The 19,607-nt window shown below is 72.6% G+C and carries 14 protein-coding genes; 8 read left to right on the forward strand and 6 right to left on the reverse strand.

What is annotated here, in order from left to right; genetic code table 11:
* On the forward strand, window positions 1-891 hold the full coding sequence (locus ACM9LD_RS18325; protein ID WP_415677994.1) for a MaoC/PaaZ C-terminal domain-containing protein: 891 nt from the start codon (window positions 1-3) through the stop codon (window positions 889-891).
* A 316-nt stretch (window positions 892-1,207) separates the two neighbouring features.
* On the opposite strand, the gene ACM9LD_RS18330 is transcribed toward ACM9LD_RS18325, so the two are convergent.
* From ACM9LD_RS18330 to ACM9LD_RS18340, 3 genes are all read right to left on the reverse strand, one after another.
* Window positions 1,208-1,804, reverse strand: coding sequence for a TetR/AcrR family transcriptional regulator (locus tag ACM9LD_RS18330; RefSeq protein WP_224647710.1), 597 nt, complete (start codon window positions 1,802-1,804; stop codon window positions 1,208-1,210).
* A gap of 79 nt (window positions 1,805-1,883) precedes the next feature.
* Window positions 1,884-3,047: a glycoside hydrolase family 3 N-terminal domain-containing protein gene (locus ACM9LD_RS18335; protein ID WP_415677995.1), complete on the reverse strand. Its 1,164-nt coding sequence runs from the start codon at window positions 3,045-3,047 to the stop codon at window positions 1,884-1,886.
* Window positions 3,048-3,074: 27 nt separating this feature from the next.
* On the reverse strand, window positions 3,075-3,995 hold the full coding sequence (locus tag ACM9LD_RS18340; protein ID WP_415677996.1) for an SMP-30/gluconolactonase/LRE family protein: 921 nt from the start codon (window positions 3,993-3,995) through the stop codon (window positions 3,075-3,077).
* 143 nt (window positions 3,996-4,138) lie between these two features.
* Here ACM9LD_RS18340 and ACM9LD_RS18345 point away from each other — a divergent pair, with 143 nt between their 5' ends.
* From ACM9LD_RS18345 to ACM9LD_RS18360, 4 genes are all read left to right on the forward strand, one after another.
* The gene (locus tag ACM9LD_RS18345; RefSeq protein WP_068524678.1) at window positions 4,139-4,639 is read left to right on the forward strand and encodes a universal stress protein; all 501 of its coding nucleotides are present in this window, start codon (window positions 4,139-4,141) and stop codon (window positions 4,637-4,639) included.
* 10 nt (window positions 4,640-4,649) lie between these two features.
* A complete protein-coding gene (locus ACM9LD_RS18350) occupies window positions 4,650-4,850 on the forward strand; it encodes a DUF2613 family protein (RefSeq protein ID WP_068740648.1) in 201 nt (66 codons plus the stop codon).
* On the forward strand, window positions 4,837-9,132 hold the full coding sequence (locus ACM9LD_RS18355) for an alpha-(1->3)-arabinofuranosyltransferase domain-containing protein (RefSeq protein WP_415677997.1): 4,296 nt from the start codon (window positions 4,837-4,839) through the stop codon (window positions 9,130-9,132). The genes ACM9LD_RS18350 and ACM9LD_RS18355 overlap by 14 nt, the downstream gene beginning before the upstream one ends.
* Before the next feature lie 133 nt (window positions 9,133-9,265).
* Window positions 9,266-11,569 (forward strand): serine/threonine-protein kinase PknH/PknJ, encoded by a 2,304-nt coding sequence (locus ACM9LD_RS18360; RefSeq protein ID WP_415677998.1) that lies wholly within the window; start codon window positions 9,266-9,268, stop codon window positions 11,567-11,569.
* A 117-nt stretch (window positions 11,570-11,686) separates the two neighbouring features.
* Here the strand turns inward: ACM9LD_RS18360 and ACM9LD_RS18365 are convergent, their stop codons facing one another.
* Window positions 11,687-12,916 (reverse strand): acyltransferase family protein, encoded by a 1,230-nt coding sequence (locus tag ACM9LD_RS18365; RefSeq protein ID WP_415677999.1) that lies wholly within the window; start codon window positions 12,914-12,916, stop codon window positions 11,687-11,689.
* 165 nt (window positions 12,917-13,081) lie between these two features.
* On the opposite strand from ACM9LD_RS18365, the gene ACM9LD_RS18370 reads away from it, so the two are divergent.
* A complete protein-coding gene (locus tag ACM9LD_RS18370) occupies window positions 13,082-14,434 on the forward strand; it encodes a PorA family protein (RefSeq protein WP_415678000.1) in 1,353 nt (450 codons plus the stop codon).
* On the opposite strand, the gene ACM9LD_RS18375 is transcribed toward ACM9LD_RS18370, so the two are convergent.
* Window positions 14,364-15,563, reverse strand: a complete 1,200-nt coding sequence (locus ACM9LD_RS18375) for a polysaccharide biosynthesis protein (protein WP_415678001.1) — start codon at window positions 15,561-15,563, stop codon at window positions 14,364-14,366. The genes ACM9LD_RS18370 and ACM9LD_RS18375 overlap by 71 nt on opposite strands.
* Window positions 15,564-15,592: 29 nt before the next feature.
* Here ACM9LD_RS18375 and ACM9LD_RS18380 point away from each other — a divergent pair, with 29 nt between their 5' ends.
* Both ACM9LD_RS18380 and ACM9LD_RS18385 read left to right on the forward strand, forming a co-directional pair.
* Window positions 15,593-17,305, forward strand: a complete 1,713-nt coding sequence (locus ACM9LD_RS18380) for a hypothetical protein (RefSeq protein ID WP_415678002.1) — start codon at window positions 15,593-15,595, stop codon at window positions 17,303-17,305.
* A gap of 200 nt (window positions 17,306-17,505) precedes the next feature.
* Window positions 17,506-18,921, forward strand: a complete 1,416-nt coding sequence (locus ACM9LD_RS18385) for a condensation domain-containing protein (protein WP_415678003.1) — start codon at window positions 17,506-17,508, stop codon at window positions 18,919-18,921.
* Here ACM9LD_RS18385 and ACM9LD_RS18390 read toward each other — a convergent pair.
* Complete coding sequence (locus ACM9LD_RS18390) at window positions 18,908-19,597, reverse strand: hypothetical protein (protein ID WP_415678004.1); 690 nt, start codon at window positions 19,595-19,597, stop codon at window positions 18,908-18,910. The two genes, ACM9LD_RS18385 and ACM9LD_RS18390, sit on opposite strands and share 14 nt — an antisense overlap.
* Window positions 19,598-19,607 lie beyond the last annotated feature (10 nt).

Raw genomic sequence — 19,607 nt, forward strand, 5'->3', positions numbered from 1 at the left:
ATGGCGACCAAGACCACCGTGCTGCAGGCGCCGCCGTCGAGCCTTTCCGTGCTCACGCGCGGGCTGCGCGGCATCCTGCCCGTGATCGGGAAGCAGGGACCGCTCAAGCCGGAGACGGCTCTGCCGGACCGGACCGTCGAGCTCACCGTCGACGTGGATCCCGCGCGAGTCGGCGAGTACTGCGAGGTCGTCGGGCTGAAGAACACCGGCGAGGTGCCCGTGATGTACCTCTACGTGCTCTCCTTCCCGCTGATCATGGACCTGTTCCTCGCCGACGACTTCCCCGCCGCGGCGGTGGGGTCGGTGCACGTGGAGAACACGATCACGCGCCGCCGCCGGGTGGAGCCGGGCGAGAAGCTGACGCTGCGCACGTCCGTCGGCAACCTGCGCGAGCACCGCAAGGGCATGCTCATCGACTTCACCACCGAGTTCACGGACGCGGCCGGCGCGTCCGTGGCATCCGAGGTGTCGACGATGCTGATCCAGCAGCGGACCTCGCTGTCCGGTGAGCCGTCCGGTCCTGCGCCGAAGGAGGGCCGGCCCGGCGCCCCCGACGCACTGCTCTCGGCCGACGGCGGACTGATCCGCCGCTACGCCGGCGTGAGCGGCGACCGGAACCCCATCCACATGTCGCCCATCGGCGGCAAGGCGTTCGGTTTCCCGTCGTCGATCGCGCACGGCGCATGGACGGCCGCGGCGATGCTGCGCGTCGTCGAGGGCCACATCCCCGACGCGGTCGTGCACCACGTGCGCTTCGGCAAGCCGGTCATCCTGCCCGCGAAGATCGGCCTCTACGTCTCGCGCGACGAGGCGACCGGCGGCACCGAGATCGTCGCGAAGGACCTGAAGAAGGGGTTCCCGCACGTGACGGCCACCGTCACCCCGCTGTAGTCCTGTTCTCCGACGGTGCCCGCCCGGCTTCGGCCGCGGCGGGCATCGTCGTCTCCGGGTGCGGTCGTGCGCGCCGGGGGCGGGGGCGGTAGTCGTTCAGAAGAGCGATGCGTGCCACGCATACCCCTCATCGCACCAGGTCAGTGCCACTTTCAGCACCCCGAGGCGATGCGCCGGGCGCATTACCAGCGCCCAGAAACAGCTTCTGACCTGGCACTACCGGGGTATGCGTCGGACGCATCGCTTCGCGGAGCGACTACACACCCGCCGTACCCGGGCACCCGCCCACCGGGCCGGGCCGGGCACCGTCGGGCGACTACTCCGGGCGTTCGCCGCGGATGCCGCCCCAGAGGAACGAGGTCATGATCTCGACGGCGCGGTCGAGCTCGACCTTGCCGGTGGCCAGACGGTCCGCGATCGCCTCACCGGACCCGACGAGGGCGACGGCGTAGAGCTCGAAATCGGTGTCCTCCGGCGCGTACTTGGCGGCCTCGCGGAGCAGCACCGCGGTCATCTCGACCACGCGCTCGCGGTTCACCTCGGTGAGCGCGGCGAACGCCGCCTGACCGGTGGCCTCGCGGTAGATGACCCGCCAGGCGTCACGGTTCTCGTCGACGTACTTCAGGAAGCCGGCGATCACCGAGCGCAGGCGCTGCAGGGGCGGCAGCGTGGGGCTGGCGTCGAACTCGATGCTGCGCATGAACCGGCCGGCCTCACGCGTGACGCACGCGGCGAAGAGCTCGTCCTTCGACCCGTAGTACAGGTACAGCATCGGCTTGCTGATCTGCGCCTCGCGGGCCACCGCGTCCATCGACGTCTCGTAGAAGCCGTTGCGCGAGAACACCTTGATGGCGGCGTCCAGCATCTGCTGCTCGCGCACCGCGCGCGGCAAACGCTTCGTCCCACCGGCCATCGGCGTCCTCCTTACTCTCGAGTCAGATCCTAGCCCACGAGGTTACTCGCAAGTAAGTTCCGGTGAAATCCGTTCGGAATCAGCAGCGTACGGCGTGCTTCGCGCGCGCCACCCGCAGCACCGAATCGTCGAGCTGCTTCGCCGTGATCCGCTTCGCCTTCACCGACGCCTCCACGGCGTCGATGGCCGCGCTCAGCTGATCGGTCGAGATCCACAGCGCCACGTCGGCGCCGGCCTCGAGCGACTTCGCGACGGCCTGCGGCACGCTGAACCGGTCGGTGATCGCCTTCATGCCCGACAGGTCGTCCGTGAAGATCGGGCCGTCGAAGCGCTTCGCCCCGTACCCGACACCGTCGCGCAGGAGCCGCATCGTCGCGGGGCTGAGGCTGGTCGGCAGGCCCGGCTCGGTGAGCCCCGGCACCGTCAGGTGGCCGACCATGACGCCAGCGTCACCGGTGTCGACGGCGGCGCGGAACGGGATGAGGTCCTTCTGCTTGAGCCGGCTCAGCGGCGGCACGCTCACGCCGCCCTGATGCGAGTCGCCCGACGAGCTGCCGTGCCCCGGGAAGTGCTTGAACACCGGGTACACGCCGCCGTCGCGCAGGCCCGCGGCGAAGGCCTGCGAGTACTGCACCACCACAGCGGGATCCGCCGAGTAGGAGCGGTCGCCGATCACGGAGTCGTCGGGCTGGGCGGAGACGTCGGCGTCGGGCGCGAAGTCCACGGTGATCCCCTTGGACTTGAGCAGCTTCCCGATCCGCGCGCCCTCGGCGCGCGCCTGCGGCACCGTCATCGTCTTCGCCAGCTCGCGCGCCGAGACGAGGTTCGCACCGGGTACGCGGGAGACGCGGCCGCCCTCCTCGTCGACGGAGACCATGGCCGGCACCTTCCCGGCCTTCGCGACCGCCTGCAGCGTCCCGCCCGAGAACACCGCGCGATCGGTCCAGCTGCCGATGAACACGCCACCCACGCCCTGCTGCACGGCGCGCCGGGCGTCGGCGGCGTCGCGCACGCCGACCATGAGCAGCTGCCCGACCTTCTCGCGCACCGAGAGCTTCGCGAGGAAGTCCGTACCGCACGTCGCCGAGCGTCCCGCGCCCGACGACGGCGCCGCCGACATGGTCGCCGACGGGGCCTGCGCCGCGGTCGTCGTGGACGGCGGGGCATCGGGGGTGGACGGGCCGCACGCCGCGACGGCGGCCGCGGCGATCACCAGGATCGTGAGGTTCCGAAACTTCTGCATCGGGGCCAGTCTGTCAGATCGGGTCGGCTATCGGGACAGTCGAAGCAGCTTGCCGGTGAGGGTCGTCGCGTACAGCGCGGCGCCGTCCCAGCCCGGACCGCGGCCGAACCGCACCGACGTCACGCCGCGGTGTCCGGTCGCGATCGTGCACTGCGCGCCGGTCGCCGGATCGAGCCGCACGACGGTACCCGGCAGGTCCAGCGCGGCGTAGACGGCACCGTCGGGCCCCACGGTGAGGTCGTCGGCGAAGTGCCCCGGCCCGAACCCGGGCACCTCGTAGCGGCGCGGCCGGTCGGGCCGCGCGGGATCGATGGCGTAGAGCCGCGTGGTCGCGGTGGTGGCCGTCGAGGCCCACAGGCGGCCGGAGGCACCGTCGAACCAGAGGCCGTTGACGGGCTCGCCGCGCAGCGCGAAGGGCACGGGCGCGCCGCCGGGCGCGGTCACGACGATGCCCTGCCGCGGGCCGAGGACGGTGCTGGTCACGGCGCGGCCGTCGGGCAGGAGCGCGAGGCCGTTGGGCATGGTCAGCCCGGACGCTACGACGCGCGCCGCGCCGGTGGCCGGGTCCACGACGGTCACCGTGCCGTCCGTCTTCCCGAGCAGCCCCGACGGTGCGCTGTTCGCCGTCGCGACGTGCACCGCGCCGTCGCGCGCCACGATCCCGCCGGGGTTCGGCAGGTCGACGACGGTGCGCAGCGCGCCGGGCGCGGTGCCCGCGAGCAGGCTCCCCTTCCCGGTGACCACGTTCTGCCGGGCCAGGTAGAGGGTGCCGGCACCGTCGAAGGCGAGGTTCTCGAGCGTGCCCATCCCGGACCGCAGGACCGTCGTGCGCCAGCCTCCGCAGGCCTGGTTCGACGGTGCCGCTCCCGCCGTCGCGGGAGTAACGGCCGCGGCGAGCACGGCCGCGGCGAGGGCGGCGGGACGGAGCGGGGTGCGGCTTCTTCGCATGCGCGCAGTCTGGCAGGCGGGGGAAAACCAGCCCGGGGGTGCGTCCGCGGCGCGCCGGACTCGCCCGGACTTGCATCTTGCAACTGAGGCGTTTCGGCGTAGCCTGGAGGCATCAGGTAACCGTGAAGATCGAGGTGATCCGCATGAGTGTCCCCGTCAAGGTTCTGATCGCGTACGACGGCTCCGAGTCCTCCCAGCGCGCCGTCAAGTACGCCAGCAAGGTGCTCGCGCAGGGCCGCGACGCCGAGGCGATCGTCGTCACCGCGTGGGAGTCCACGATCCATCAGGCCGCCCGGTTGTCCGCCATGTCGGGCGTCGCGGGGGCCGGCGCCGCCGAGACCGCGCTCACCCGTGAGAGCGACGTGGTGCACGCCGAGGCCAAGAAGACCAACCAGCAGGGCGTCGACCTGGCGGCCGCCGCGGGCTTCACGGCGCACGGCGAGCTCATCGAGGTCTCCACCACCGTGTGGACGGCGCTCATCGCCGCGTCGGACACCTTCGACGTCGACGTCATCGTGTCCGGCAGCCGCGGCGTCTCGGGCATCCGGTCGCTGTGGCATTCGTCCGTTTCCGAGCACGTGCTGCGCGGATGCAAGCGGCCGGTCATGATCGTGCCGTCGGGCTGCGCGGAGCTGGACCTGTAGACTTTCCCGCATGGACCGCACCTCGATCATCGCCAGCGCCACCGCCGCGCTCGCCGGCATCGTCGTCGCCGTGGCCCTCGCACTGGTGAGCGGCGCGGCCGTCGCGCAGACGTCGCCGACCACGGATGTCAACACCGTGTCGAAGGACAAGGGCTTCCTGCAGGGCTCGTCGAACTACGGCGAGCGCGACGACTCGGGTGCCAACAAATAGCCCCCACTTCTCCGACGAACCCCTGACCCGCCGCGCAGGCGCGTGGGCGTTCGTCGCCCTGCTCGCGCTGAGCTTCCTCAGCGCGCCCGGAAAGGTCGTCGCCGACACCAAGCTCGACCTCACGGCCAACCCCATCGGCTTCCTCGCGCGCGCGGCCAACGTCTGGTCCAGCCAGTCCCCGCTCGGCCAGGTGCAGAACCAGGCCTACGGCTACTTCTTCCCGCACGGCGCGTTCTTCGCGCTGGGCCAGTTCCTCCACGTCCCGCCGTGGATCACGCAGCGCCTGTGGTGGGCGCTGCTGCTGTTCGCGGGCTTCTGGGGCATCGTCCGGCTCGCCGAGGCGCTGAGCACCGGCTCGCGCGGCAGCCGCGCCGTGGCCGCGGCCGCGTTCGTGCTGGCCCCGCAGGTGCTCACGACGCTGGGCGCGATCAGCTCCGAGACCGCGCCGGTGATGCTCGCGCCGTGGGTGCTGCTCCCCCTGGTCCTGCTGTTGCAGGGCGCGGACGTGCCGCTGCGGAACCTGGCCGCCCGCTCGGCGGTCGCGGTCGCGCTGATGGGCGCGGTGAACGCCGTGGCCACGGGTTTCGCGTGCGCAGTCGCCGCGCTGTGGTGGCTGCTGCACGTGCGCTTCGGCGCCGGGACCGGCCGCTTCTGGCGGTTCAGCGCCTGGTGGGCGGTGTGTGTGGCGCTGGCGACCACGTGGTGGATCGTGCCGCTGCTCATCATGGGCCGCGTCAGCCCGCCGTTCCTCGAGTTCATCGAGTCCTCCCGCGCGACCACGCAGTGGGCGTCGGTGCCGGAGGTGCTGCGCGGCACCACGTCGTGGAGCCCGTTCATCTCGGACGAACGCGGCGCCGGCGCGATGCTCACCACCTCCCCCGCCGCCGTCGTCGTCACCGGCCTGGTCGCGTGCGCCGGCATCGCCGGGCTCACCATGCGCCGCATGCCCAAGCGCGGGGTCTGGGCGACGGTGCTGCTGGTCGGGCTGGCGGGGATCGGCGCGGGCTACGCCAGCGGCCTCGGCTCCCCGTTCGCCGAGCCTGTGCGGGTCTTCCTCGACAGCGTCGGCGCGCCCCTGCGCAACGTCTACAAGCTCGAGCCCTTCCTGCGGTTGCCGCTGGTCCTGGGCATGGCGCACCTGCTGGCCCGGGCGCCGCTGCCCGGCACCGTCGGCCTCGCGAAGGTCCGGCGGGCCCTGGCGCACCCCGAGCAGGATCGGCTCGCGGCGGGTGCCCTGGCCGTGGTCGTGGTGCTCGCGCTCGCGGGCGGCATGGCGTGGACGGGCAAGCTCGCGCCCCGCGGGCCGTACGAGAAGATCCCCGACTACTGGTCGCAGGCCGCCGACTGGCTGTCCGCGCACGCCGCCGGGACCGCGCCCGGACAGGCCCGCGCCGAGCGCGCCCTCGTCGTCCCGGGCGCGCCCTTCGGCGCGCAGCTGTGGGGCCTCACCCGCGACGAGCCGATCCAGCCCCTGGCCGAGACACCGTGGGCCGTGCGCGACGCGATCCCGCTCAACCCGCCCGGCGCGATCCGCGCCCTCGACTCCGTGCAGCGCCTGTTCAGCGCGGGCACCCCGTCGGCCGGCCTGGCCGCGACGCTGCGCCGCCAGGGCATCTCCTACCTCGTGCTGCGGGCCGACCTCGACCCCGGCACGTCGCGCTCCGCCCGGCCCGCGCTGGCCCGCGCCGCGATCGAGGGCTCGCCCGGGATCAGCGAGGTCGCACGGTTCGGCGCGGACATCGCGCCGCCGACCGTCGAGAAGGTGGTCGTCGATTCGGGGCTGCGTCCGCCGCTGCCGGCCATCACGATTTACCGGGTCGACGGCGGCGCCCCCACCGGCCCGTACGTGGCCGACCTGGCGACGATGCCGCGCGTCGCGGGCGGGCCGGAGGCGCTGCTGGGGCTGCAGGCCGACGCCGCCGCGTCCGGCAGGCGCGAGCTGGGCGCGGCGCTGCTCGCCTCGGACGCGAAGGACGCGGGCCTGCCCGACGGTCCGCTGACCGTCACCGACACCCCCAAACGCCGCGAGACCGACTACGGCCGCGTCGACGACCACAGCTCCGCGATCCGCACCGCCTCCGATCCCCGTCGAACGCTGAACCGGCTGCCCGACTACCCGGCGGCGGGACTGGTCGACGGGACGTGGCCGGGCGCGACGGTCTCCGCGTCCAGCTCGGCCGCAGACGCCACGCAGCTCGGCACCGTGCTCCCCGGCGCGGGGACCGCCGCCGCGGTGGACGGCGACAAGAACACCGCGTGGGTCTCCTCCGGGCTGGACCACGCGATCAACCAGTGGCTGCAGTTCACGCTGCCCGAGCCGCGGGCGGACCTGTCGGTGACGGTGACCGTCGGGCGCGCGCTGGGCCCCGCGGTCACGCGCCTGCTCATCACCACCGAGGCCGGGACCGTCTACTCCGATCCCGTCACGGCGGGCACCCCGATCACGCTGGTCGCTCCGTCCGAGGCCACGCGCTGGGTGCGGATCACCGCCGCCGAGACCGCGGATCGCACCTGGGGCAACCAGTTCGCGATCACCGAGGCCGAGCTCACGGACACCCGGTCGAAGCAGGCGATCCCGGCGCGGCACGACGTCGCGCTGCCCGCGTCCGGGCCGGCGCAGCGCTGGGTCTTCGGTCAGGACACGATGGGCCGCTCCGGCTGCGTCGTGACGCCCGGCGAGAACGGCGCGCCGGGACCGGTCCAGTGCGCCGACATCGCCATCGGGCCGGAGGAGCCGGGGCCGCTGCGGCGCACCGTCGACGGGCCCGGGGCGGCCGCGGTGACGCCGTCGCTGACGGTCCGCGCGCGCCCGGGCCAGGCACTGTCGGCGCTGCTCGGAGCGCCGGGCGCACCGTCGGCGTTCGCGGAATCGGCGGTGACCGATGGTCGTGCGAGCTCCGCGGCTGCCGTCGACGGGGACCCGAACACGGTCTGGTCGGCGCCGCAGTCGGTGACCGAACCGACGTCGCCGAAGCCGGTGCTGCGGTTGCGGCTGCCGTCACCGCAGGTCGTCGGCGGCCTGACGCTGCGGCTGCCCGGCGGCGAGGCACCCGCGCGGCCCACGCGGATCGGCGTCGACCTGGGCACGGGCCGGCAGGTGCGGGAACTCCCGGACGGCTCCGGCTCCGGCGACGAGGTGACGGTGAAGGTCGAACCGACCGTGACGGATTCGATCTCGATCTCGCTGCTCGACTGGGACGAGCGGATCAACATCAACGACTTCGGCTTCCCGGAGAAGATGGCGCCCGGGCTCGCCGAGGTGCGGGCCGTCGGCCCCGACGGGGCGCCCGTCCCCGGATCCGATCCCGCGCCGGCGGACCGTCCGGTCGTGGTGCCGTGCGAGACCGGCCCGACGGTGCGGATCGGCGACCGGCTGCTCCGCTTCCGGATCGAGGCCGGAGCGCGGGAGCTGCGCGACGGTGCGCCCGTCCGCGCGGTGGCCTGCGATCCCGCGCCGGTGCCGCTGCCGGCCGGGAAGGCGCAGGTCGTGGCGTCGCCGGGGCTCGCCTTCAGCGTGGACTCGCTGTCGTTGGACACGCCGGCGGCCGCCGAGGCATCGCGCCGGGACGAGAGCGTGAAGGTGCAGAGCTGGACCCCGGACCGCCGCGTGGTGACGGTCAGCCGTGCCGACGCCGACCAGGTGCTCGTCGTCCCCGAGAGCCGGAACTCCGGCTGGGCCGCGACGGGGCCGGACGGCGCGCCACTGAAGGCGGTGACCGTCAACGGGTGGCAGCAGGGCTGGGTCGTCCCGAAGGGCACCGACGGTGCCGTGACCCTGCGGTTCGCGCTCAACGCGCCGTACCGGATCGGGCTCTTCGGCGGGCTCGTCCTGCTGGTGATCCTCGCGGCGCTGGCCCTGGTCCCGGGCTCGCGGCCGCGTGTCGACGGCGGGCCGGTGCGCGCCTGGCAGCCGGGCGTCGCGGCGGGGCTGGGGATCGGCGCGGTCGCCTTCGTGCTCAGTGGTTGGCCGGGCCTCGCGCTCTGGGCGGCCGCCGGTCTCGCCACGTGGGTGGTCTCCGGGCTGCACGTGTCGGCGGACCGTCGGGCGGCGATCCGGGTGTTCGGCGCCTCCGGTTTCGTGCTGGCGGGGATGCTGCTGCTGGCGACCGGCCCGTGGCACGCCGAGGCCGGCTACGTAGGCCACGGCCCCTGGCCGCAGGGCCTGGCCCTGGTCGGCGTGCTGCTGATGGCCTGGTCGACGGTGCCGCCCGCCCGGTTCCTCCGCCGCCGCGGCGCCGCGTCCGGCGAGGACGACCGCGGGGCCGGCGGCGGCACGGAGTAGGCCGCGGAGCTGGGGTGTAGTCGCGCAGAGAAGCGATGCGTGCCACGCATACCCCTGAAACCCCAGGTCAAGACACATTCGTTGTCGCAGGGCGATGCGCCGCGCGCATCAATGCGTGTGCAAGACTCACGACATGGAGGGGAACGGGACACAGATCGGCGCCTACCAGGTGCTACGTCAGCTGGGTTCGGGCGGAATGGGCGAGGTCTACCTCGTGCAGCACCCCCGCCTGCCACGCTATGACGCATTGAAACTGCTCGACGCCGCGGTCAGCCGCAACGAGCAATTCCGCAACCGCTTCGATCGCGAAGCCGGACTCCTCGCGAAACTCCACCACCCGAACATCATCACCGTCTACGACCGCGGCGACTTCGAAGGCCGACTCTGGCTGACGATGGAATACATCGATGGCCAGGACACTGCGGCGTTCACGAAGAGCGTCGGCGGCGCCCTCCGGCTCGACATCGCGACCGACATCGTGGCGGGCGCCGGAGCCGCACTCGACTACGCCTACTTCGAGCACGGCGTTACCCACCGCGACGTCAAACCCGCCAATATCCTCCTCGGCCTCAGTCCGGACGGGCGCATCACCGCGGTCAAACTCGCCGACTTCGGCATCGCCAAGGCCGCCGGTGAAGCGACCTCCCTGACCAGCACCGGCGTCACCGTCGGCACGATGACCTACATCGCGCCCGAGGCCGTCGAGGGACGCCCTCTCGATAACCGCGCCGACATCTACTCCCTCGGCGTGACGGCCTTCGCCCTCCTCGCCGGGCGCCCGCCGTTCACCGCCGAGACCCTGCCCGCGCTGATGATGGCGCACGTCAGCCACCCGGTTCCATCAATCTCCGAGCTCAACCCCAACCTGCCGCCGGCGTTGGACGCCGTCTTCGCCCGGGCCCTCGCCAAGAACCCCGCGGATCGCTACACCAGCTGCGCCGAATTCGTCGCGGCCCTCCGTGCCGTCACCCCGGCCGGGAACACCCTGTCCGCTCCGACAATCGTCCCTGGCGCCGCCGGTCCCGGCGGATCGTGGACCTCGACCGTGGCCGCAGGCGCGGTTGGACGTTTCTCCCCCGCATCGCAGGCGTTCGGGGCGCCCGCCGGCTCACCCGGCTATCGCCCGTCACGGCGGCGGAACATCATCTTGTCCGGCGCCGCAATCGCGGTCGTCGTCGTGATGGTCCTCGGCGCGATCTTCACCTTCGGCAGTGGCCCCGAATCTCAATCCGCGGCGGCGTCCAGCAGCGCAACTCCGAAGCCGATCGAGATCGACCGCCTCTTCCTGGGGGTCGCCGAACTCAACCGGATCATGTCACGGACCGACTTGGTGGTGTCCGACCGCGCGGATCACGACGAGTCCGCGGAGGAGACGGGCCTGCAGGTCACACCAGACCGCTGCAGAACGACGGGCGGCCTGATCAGCGATGCCAGGACATCATCCGAAGTTCGCCAGTACCGCGGCCTCCTCACCGAAATCCCGCCGCCCGACCCGATCCGACGGTGGGTCAGCCAGAACCTGATCGACACTGTTTCGCCCGAAGCCGCGCAGCGTCTGTTCGATCGGTCGCTCGCACAGTGGCGGGAGTGCCTCGATCAGGACATCACGAGAGTCGAGGACGGCGGATCCCGGTACACCGTCCGTTTCAGCAACATGGACGTGGTCGGCGCGACCGCGACTGTCGCGCGGTTCATCAAGGAGACTCCACAGGGGTGGTCGTGCACGTTCGCGTTGGCACACAAGTTCAACTACCTCATCCAGGTGTCCACCTGCTACGACGGCGTGCAGGGGCAATCCGCAACCATCGCGAATCAACTGGCGGAGCGCATCACGCGCAACGCTCCCGCCACAGATTCGGCTCGTCAACCGCTCCTGAAGCCCGTCCTCTTCGACGCCGCCCGTGTGAGGGCCCTCGTGGGGCACACGATGGCCGAAGCGCGCGCCGAGAGCGGGCTCTACGTCACTGACACCACCCACACGGTCTCCCCTGTGGACTGCACTTCGCTCGCGTACTCCGCGGAAGCGCGAACCTACGCCAATACCAACTGGTCAACGTCCGCGCGACGAACGCTGAGCGCTTCGGACGTACCCGAGGGGGACCCCGTCTACGTCACGCAGAGCGTGGTGAAGGCAACATCTGCCGAAGTCGCCCAACGGCTGTTCGACGCCACCGCCAAGGACTGGCGCCTCTGCGTCAACAAGATCTACAAAATGGGAGAGCAGGCGACCTCAGGATTCATGGTCACCGACGTCACAGGCCCGGCTCCCAATATCGTGCTCGCGAACAGCCAACAGACGGATTCGACCACCTTCAAGCGCCTGCACACTTTTGCTGTCCGGGGGTCGTACATCGTGGAGGTCCTCGTCGGCGGAAAGACGACGACGGACATGAAGGCGTTCACGGAGCAACTTCTCGCGGCACTGCCGCCGGAATAGCGACGATGCCCGCGCGGAGCAGCCGTGCATGCGCGGCGCGAATCGCCCGATCTCGTGAACAGTCGCTGACCTGCGACGACGAGGGGTATGCGCGGCGCGCATCGCTTCCGCGCGGGACTACCCCACCGGCGCGACGGGCTCCGACGGCTCGATCCGCGCCTGCTCGGCCTCGGCGGGCGAGGAGGCGGCGGACCGTCGGGCCTCGCGGTGGGCCAGCCAGCGGCGGGCCGGCTCCTCCACCCAGGCGTAACTCAGGGCCGCGACGGCGACGGAGAAGACCAGCGTCAGCAGAGTCACCTTCAGGAAGGCGCCGTTGAAGGGCACGATCGCGAACAGCGGGAAGATCGCGGTGAGCACCACGAGGTGCCAGATGAAGATGCCGTACGACCAGCGACCGAGCGCCAGCATGAACCCCGAGCCGAGCCACCGCGAGGGCTCCGAGGCGGGCGCCAACACGAGCGGCGCCAGCAGCAGGAAGCCGAGCAACCCACCGAGCCCCATACGCACGGCGAACTGCCAGGCCTCGGGGGTGTCGAGCGTGACGGGCCCGCCCAGCGGCGTGCAGATCACCGCGAACACCACGAGCGCCGCCGGCCAGCACACGCGACGGCGCGCCAGGCGCCGCACCGGAGCGAACCGGGCGACCGGAGCGCTCACGATCTCGGCGAGGACGATGCCCGCGACGAACCACGGCACGTACGAGGGCAGCCAGTTGTGGTGGTTCACCCCCGGCGGCAGGGGCAGGGCCGCGCCGACCCACGCCCAGCTCAGTGACACCGCCGCGACCACGAGCAACACCGGCACCCGCCACCGCGCGGCCGCACCGCGCAGCCGCACCAGCGCCAGCGCGGCCAACGGCAGCAGCAGGTAGAAGAGCATCTCCACGGACAGCGACCACATCTGGGTCAGCCCGTCGGTGAGGGAGTAGGGCACGAAGACCTGGGTCAGCGAGAGATTGGCGAGCCAGGTGGAGCCCGACGGGGCCGTCGACCGCGGAAGCAGGGCGAGCGCGACCACGGCGACCAGGAGGTAGGCGGGCATGATCCGCACGAATCGCGACCGGTAGTACCGCCCCGTCGACGGGCCGCCGGAGGACGTCCAGGCGGCACGGGCGTGCGCGCGCCACAGCAGGAACCCGGAGAGCCCGAAGAACAGGGCGACGGCCATGTCGAACCGGCCCCACACCCGGCCCATCACCGAATGACCCACCTGACCGGTCTGGAAGGCGGTGTGGGTGAGCATCACGGCGATCGCGGCGCACGCGCGCATGCCCTCGAGTGCGGGCACGAAACCGGCCGCACCCGCAGGCTTTGCAGATGCGAATTCGCTGGTCCCGACGGTGCTCATCGTCCACCGAATCTACCCGCGATTCGGTCCCCGCCCGCGCGCGTGGCCCATGCCACCCCCACACCACCTGTAGGCTCGGGTACTTGGAAGGGAGCGCGACCGCGTGCCCCGACGGCGTGTGCGAAGCTCGCACGCGCTCCACGAGAGCTGTGAGGAGACACTTCGATGGCGGTAGGCCGTAGCCGGCTGGCGCGCGTTATCGGTCCGATCCTGATCTTCTTGGGCGCGCTGCTGATCACGGCCGCGATCGCCGGACCGGCGTACGTCGCGGGCAAGCTGACGACGATCCCGCTGGACATCGACACCACGACGGTGGCGAAGTCGGAGAAGGCCGCGGACTCCCAGGCCGACGCAGAGTTCCCGGCGAAGTCGCTGGACATGTGCTCGATCAACAAGGACAAGGCCGTGGTCAACGACGTCTCGGTGACGACGCAGACCCGCACGCTGGTGACCACCCCGTCGGACAAGTCGACGATGACGGTGCAGTCCGGTAGCTCGATGGTCGTCCCGTCGATCAAGACCAAGGGCGAGCCGCGGCACCCGCAGCTGACCGGCGCCGTGCAGGACAAGCGTCCCTGCGACGACGGCCTGGTGCAGGCGTGGCTCGACCGCGTCTCCCTCGACCGCGAGACGGGCAAGCCGACCGGTAAGACGTCGGAGGCCACGTACCAGCCCGGCGAGAGCACGCCGGCCGTGAAGATCGACGACCGCAAGGGCCTGCAGTACCGCTTCCCCGCCGGCACCACCGAGGACGGGAAGTACGAGTTCTTCGACCTCATCACCCGCAGCAACGTGGGCCTGAAGTTCGTGGAGGAGAAGGAGGTCAGCGGCACCAAGACGCTGCACTTCCAGGGCCAGCAGGACTGGGTGGACCTCTCCACGATCCGCGACGGCAACGACCCGACGCTGGGCACCGTGCTCACCATGCCCGCCGGCTGGTGGGGCATCGGCGGCGTCGACCCCAAGGACGACATCACGCTGAACCGCTGGGCGAAGACCGATGTGGACCTGTGGGTCGACCCGACCTCGGGCGTCATCGTCGACCAGTCGCTGCACTACACGCAGCAGTTCCGCCTGCCGGGCCAGGTCGCCCCGAACACGCCGAAGCAGGTCCGCGACTTCAAGCTCGACGTCTTCGACGCCAAGCAGCGCTGGGTCGATGCGACGGTCCGCTCGCAGGCGGAGGTTGCGAAGTCGGCGCAGAACAAGATCGCGGTCGCGAAGTACGTGGCGCCCGTCGCGGGCGGCGTCCTCGGCCTGATCGCCCTGGGCCTCGGCGTCTTCGCCCTGTTCCTGGGCCGCAACCCCGCCACCGCGGGTGGTCCCGGCACGGGCGGCAGCGGCCGGGCGGCCGCTGCCGGCTCCGGCGATGCCGCTCCCACGGCCCCGCTCGACGAGGATCCGATCACCGCACCCGATGCGGGCGGCGACCCGGCGACGGAGGCCTTCAGCGCTCAGCCGCGGCCGGACGAGTCCCGGACCGAGGCGATCGACTTCCGGAAGCGCGACGAGCGCTGACGGTCACGACCGCACCGATCACCATCACCGCCGCGAGCGCACACAGCGCCGCGGCGGTGATCATTTCGGCGGGTGTGCGCGGTACGGTCAGCAGGATCGCCGCCTCGGCCGCGACCACCGCCCACGCGAACAGCGCCATGCGGGTGCGCTCGATCGCGATGGCGTAGAGCAGCAGGCCCTGCAGTAGGGCCAGGAGCGCGCCCTGTGCCGCGAACAGCCACAGCAGGCCCTGGACGGGCCGGTAGTCCTCGCCGGCCAGCAGCGTCGCGAGGGGCGCGCACACCGCCGCCCCGGCGACGCAGGCCAGGCCGAGGGCGGTCAGCAGCCCCACGACGGTGCGCAGCGCCCCGCGAGCCCGGCCCGGGGTCGCGAGCTGCGGGTAGAAGACGACGCCGACGGCCTGCGGCAGCCAGAACGCGACCTTCGAGGCCACCGCACCGAGGGCGTAGGTGCCGGCCGCGGCCGCGCCGAGGACGGGCCGCGACAGCAACAGGTCGAGCGAGGCGAAGACCACGAGCACCAGCTGCACGGAGCTGGCGCCGAGCACCGCGCGCACCCCCGCGTCCGGCCCGGCCTCGTGCCCCGCCGGGGCCCCGGCCAGCGCCCGGCCGACCGCGGCGGCGACCAGGGCGCCCACCGTCGTGCCGAGGAGCGCCGGCCCCGGGCCCAGCAGGAGCCCCGGCACGGTGAAGACGAGCTTGCCCAGCCCGGCGAGTCCGAGCAGCGCCGCGAGCCGGCCGAAGCGCCGCTCGCCCTGCAACAGGCCCTGCTCGACGGCCAGCAGCACGAGCGCGGGCGCGGCAGCCAGCGCGGCGGCGGCCGTGATCGCCCGGGTGTGCAGGCCGGCGGCGGCCAGCGGCACCGCGATCGCGGCGAGCACGCCCGCGCCCAGCGCGATCCGGTAGCCCAGCGCCCGCATCTGGGCGGCCCCGGCGCCGCGGACCACCTGGCGCGCGACGACGGTCTGCAGCGCGAGCGCTGGCACGGCGAGGATCAGCGTCAGCTGCAGGAGGGAGGCGAACTCGCCGTACCCGGCGGGCCCGAGCCAGCGGCTCGCGGGCAGGTGCACCAGGTACGAACAGAGGTTGGCCAGCATCGAGCCGATCGTGACCCACGCCAAACCTCGCACCCGGCCATTGTGTCAGTAGGCTCGGGTCGATGAGATCGCGCGACCTGGCCCTCGCCGCCTGGTCCGCCGTGCTCGCCGCCGTGATCCTGGGCCCGCTGGCCGCCGGCGGCCGCTACCTGCTGCTGCGCGACGCGGTCTCCACGCCCCGCTCGTACCTCACCGACACCGCGCTCGGGCTCGGCGACAACGCCGCCCGGGCGACGCCGCAGGACTGGCTCCTGGCCGTCGGCTCGCAGGTGGTCAACGGTGGCCTCCTGGTCACGGCCCTGCTGTTCGTCGCGCTGGTGGCGGCGGGGTGGGGCTTCGGTCGGTGCGCCCTGGCGATCCTCGCCGCCGTGGGCCGCGACGCGGGCCTCGGCGCGGGCCTGGCCGCCGCGACGGCGGGGCTGTGGAATCCGTTCGTCGCCGAGCGGCTCCTGCAGGGGCACTGGAGCCTGCTGGCCGGGTACGCCGCGATCGGCTGGGCGGTCGTCGTCGGCCTGCGCATGCAGGGACGGGCTCAGCTCGGCGGCTTCGCGGCGTGCCTGGCGGCGGGCGGGCTGACGCCGACGGGCGCCGTGTTCGCGCTGATCGCGGGCCTGGTCGCGGCCCCGCGGCGGTGGGCCTGGCAGCTGGGGCTGTTCGTCTGCGCGGCGGCGCCGTGGCTGTACCCGTCGCTGGTCTCGGGCAGCGGCGTGCGCGCCGACCCGGCGAGCGTCGCGGTCTTCGCCGCCCGCGCCGAGCCGGGGCTCGGCACGCTCGGGTCCCTGCTGGGGCTCGGGGGCATCTGGAACCGGCAGGCCGTGCCCGACGGTGCCCCCTGGCTCTGGACCGCGCTCGCCCTCGCGCTGCTGGCGGGCGGGGTGCTGGTGCTCCGCGCGCGGCTGCTCGCCTCGCCGCTGGGCCGGTTCGCGCTGCTGGCGCTGTGCGCCGTGGTGCTGCCCGCTGTGGCGGCGACGGGCCCCGGGACGGCGCTGCTCGAGGCCGTGGTGCAGGCGATCCCCGGGAGCGGGCTGCTGCGCGACGGGCAGAAATGGGTGGCCCTGGCCGTGCCCCTGTACGCGGCGTGCGCCGCGGCGCTGGTGGCCGCGCTGCCCGTCGCCGCGCGGGCCGCGGGCGCCGTCGTGGCGGTGGCGGCGCCGATCGCCGTGCTGCCGGGCCTCGCGTGGGGCGTGGGCGGCGCGCTCGCGCCGGTGACCTACCCGGAGTCGTGGCGGACCGTGGCCGAGGCGGTGCCCGCGGACCGCGGATCGGTCGCGGTGCTGCCCCCGGGCATGTTCCGGACGTTCGCGTACGGGCCGGACGCGCCGGTCCTCGACCCCGCGCCGCGGATGCTGCGGGCGCCCGTCCTGCAGACGGGTGAACTCCGCGTCGGCGGGCGCTCCGTCGACCGCGTTCCGGGTGCCGCGTCCGACGCGGAGGACGCGCTCGCCGCCGGCGGCGACGCCCTGGCGGGCCGCCTGGCGGAGCTGGGCGTCGGCTGGGTGCTCGTGGAGGCCGTGCTCGTGGACGGCGAGACGGTCTTCCCGACGGTACCGCTTCCCGGCCTCGCCCTCGCCGTCGACACACCCGACCTGCGGCTCTACCGGGTGCCCGGCGAGATCGCGACCGCCTCCGCTTCGCGCGCGGAGCGGGCCGGGGCGTGGGCGGCGCACCTGCTGTGGACGACGGTGCTCCTGGGCGGGGCGACGACGGCCGCGACGGGCCGCGCGCGGCGGATCTCGGGGGCCGACGGCGCCGGCGCGCCGACCCCCTCGCAGTGACCCGAATTCCCGTACGGCGTGCAGGAAATCTGCTGTTCATTTGCATCCCGCACGGCACGACATCCCCCATTACTTCGTTCTGTAATTAGCGATGCGCATGATGCGTCATGCACGACGAAATGTGAACCCCCGGCAATTGTCGGGTTTCTCACTGTTCGTGCGTCTTTTGCCGCGCTATGGACTTCGCCATCATGTTCTTCATGATCTCGGGTTTCTCAGAGCAGTGGCAGTGCCCGGCGGGAGAGTGGACCGTCTGGGCTCCGGACGCGACCACCAAGGAGGCGATGCGCACCGCCCCTGACCAGGACGTCTGCACGTCCTACGTGCAGGCCGACCACCTGCGCAGCGGCATCGACGGCGAGGCCTGCACCCGCCGTCTCGTCTTCACCACATTCACGATCCACGATGTTTTCGATGAAAGAACCGTCGAATCGGTCTTCACCGAATTCGTGCGCGGGCACGGCGTCTTCCACACCGCTTTTCCGGTGTCGACGGACCCGAATCCGCGCGGACGCACGCTTTCTCCGGAGCAGATCGCTCTCGCCGTCGAGGCCTCGTCGGAAACGCATCCCGGCGCGACCGTCAAGGACTACCTCATGGAGTCGGTGCCCGAGCTGCACGAGTGGGCGGCCTTCGCCTTCGCCGTGACCGGTGTGGAGCACGCACGCCCCGGCGCGGCTGACCCGCACTTCCAGGTGGTGGTCTGCTCGGACCACCTGTACACCGACGGCGTCTCGCAGGCCGTGAGCTTCTTCGAGCTCGTCTCCCGGTACACGGCGGCGCGCAGCGGCACCCCGTACGTGCCGGTGCCGGTCCGCCCGCACCGCGAGTTCACCCGGGAGCAGCGCACGCTGGCCGCCACGCTGACGCCGACTCACCCCGACGTCGTCCAGTGGCGCGAGACGCTGCGCCGCGCGGGCGGCATGCCGCGCTTCCCCCTGCCGCTGGGGCTCGCCGACGGCGAGGCGGCACCGGGCCGGATCGCCGTGCACGCCTCGTTCATCGACGCCGACCGCACCGCCCGCTTCAGCGCAGCGGCGAAGCGGGCCGGCGCGAACATGAGCAGCGCGCTCCTCGCGGTGCTCGGGCAGGTGCACAACAACCTGACCGGCGACGAGCTGTTCACCATGCTCATCCCGCGCGCCGACCGGTCCGCGACGGGCGACGCGATGGCCGTCGGCTGGTACGTCACCCTGGTGCCGGTGCAGTTCTCGGCGTCGGGCACGTTCGACGAAGTCGCGCGCAACGCCCACGAGGCGGTCGCCACGGCGAAGCAGCTGGACCGCACCCCCGTCTTCCCGGTCATCGACCTGCTGGCCGACGATCCGGAGTTCCCCGTGGAGCACGGTTTCACCGCGCCGATGCTCTCCTACATCGACGTCACGCGGGTGCCGGGCGCGGAACTGGCTCGCCACCATGACTTCTCGGTGTTCGCCAACGCCACGCCCTCGCGCGAGGTGTTCACCTGGATCAACCGCGACGAGTCGGGGCTGGACTTCAACGCCATGCACCCTGACACCACGCAGGCGACCCGCTCGGTGGACACCGTGTTCCGCCTGCTCCGCGACCGCATCATCGAGGTCGCCGACCACTCCCCCGCCCTCATCTCGGCGTAGCGGTCTCCGCCCGCACCGGCGCGACGGTGCGGCCAGGGCGGAGGTCGGCGGGGAAGCCGCCGATGCGGGCGTGCAGCTCGGCCTGCAGCACATCCCGCATGCGGCGGTCGAGCTCGGGCACCGTCGCGGCCGGCGCGACGCCGAAGGCGATCCACGGGCCGGCGGGATCGACGGCCACCGACGTCACCACGAGCCCGCGGCGACGATCGGCACCGTCGGGCAGCGAACCGAAGGGGACGGCGACGAGGACGGGCGCACCGAGGTCGCCGGGCTGGCGGTCGCGCGGATAGCCGAGCAGGCGCTCGGCCTGCTGCACCGACCTGCCGACGAGCTCCTCGGTGCGGATCCGGCCGCCCGAGCCCTCGCGGAGCGCGAGGGGGACGAGGGCGGCCAGGACGACCGCCGCGAGCAGGCCGAAGACGCCCCAGAAGACGTCGCCCACGGCGAAGGCGATCTCCGCGGACAGCGCCGCGAAGGCGCAGGCCACGACGTGCACGGCGAGCTGCAGCAGCAGGGAGCCGGCCGTCGTGACGAGGCCCGCGATCAGGATCGCCGTGACCAGCGCGGCGGTGCCCCATCGCCGGTCCGACAGCGCACCGAGGAGTGCGGCGCCGAAGACGAGCAGGTAGGCGATCCACCACCTGCTCGCCCGCGGCCCCACCTGCACCCTGGTCATGCAAAGAAGA

Origin of the sequence: Tsukamurella hominis (genome assembly GCF_965137015.1) — a bacterium.
GTDB lineage: Bacteria > Actinomycetota > Actinomycetes > Mycobacteriales > Mycobacteriaceae > Tsukamurella > Tsukamurella hominis.

Coding starts and splice junctions, on each gene's coding strand:
- ACM9LD_RS18325 (WP_415677994.1), top strand. CDS start 1: ATGGCGACCAAGACCACCGTGCTGCAGGCGCCGCCGTCGAGCCTTTCC.
- ACM9LD_RS18330 (WP_224647710.1), bottom strand. CDS start 1,804: ATGGCCGGTGGGACGAAGCGTTTGCCGCGCGCGGTGCGCGAGCAGCAG.
- ACM9LD_RS18335 (WP_415677995.1), bottom strand. CDS start 3,047: ATGCAGAAGTTTCGGAACCTCACGATCCTGGTGATCGCCGCGGCCGCC.
- ACM9LD_RS18340 (WP_415677996.1), bottom strand. CDS start 3,995: ATGCGAAGAAGCCGCACCCCGCTCCGTCCCGCCGCCCTCGCCGCGGCC.
- ACM9LD_RS18345 (WP_068524678.1), top strand. CDS start 4,139: ATGAGTGTCCCCGTCAAGGTTCTGATCGCGTACGACGGCTCCGAGTCC.
- ACM9LD_RS18350 (WP_068740648.1), top strand. CDS start 4,650: ATGGACCGCACCTCGATCATCGCCAGCGCCACCGCCGCGCTCGCCGGC.
- ACM9LD_RS18360 (WP_415677998.1), top strand. CDS start 9,266: ATGGAGGGGAACGGGACACAGATCGGCGCCTACCAGGTGCTACGTCAG.
- ACM9LD_RS18365 (WP_415677999.1), bottom strand. CDS start 12,916: ATGAGCACCGTCGGGACCAGCGAATTCGCATCTGCAAAGCCTGCGGGT.
- ACM9LD_RS18370 (WP_415678000.1), top strand. CDS start 13,082: ATGGCGGTAGGCCGTAGCCGGCTGGCGCGCGTTATCGGTCCGATCCTG.
- ACM9LD_RS18380 (WP_415678002.1), top strand. CDS start 15,593: ATGAGATCGCGCGACCTGGCCCTCGCCGCCTGGTCCGCCGTGCTCGCC.
- ACM9LD_RS18385 (WP_415678003.1), top strand. CDS start 17,506: ATGATCTCGGGTTTCTCAGAGCAGTGGCAGTGCCCGGCGGGAGAGTGG.
- ACM9LD_RS18390 (WP_415678004.1), bottom strand. CDS start 19,597: ATGACCAGGGTGCAGGTGGGGCCGCGGGCGAGCAGGTGGTGGATCGCC.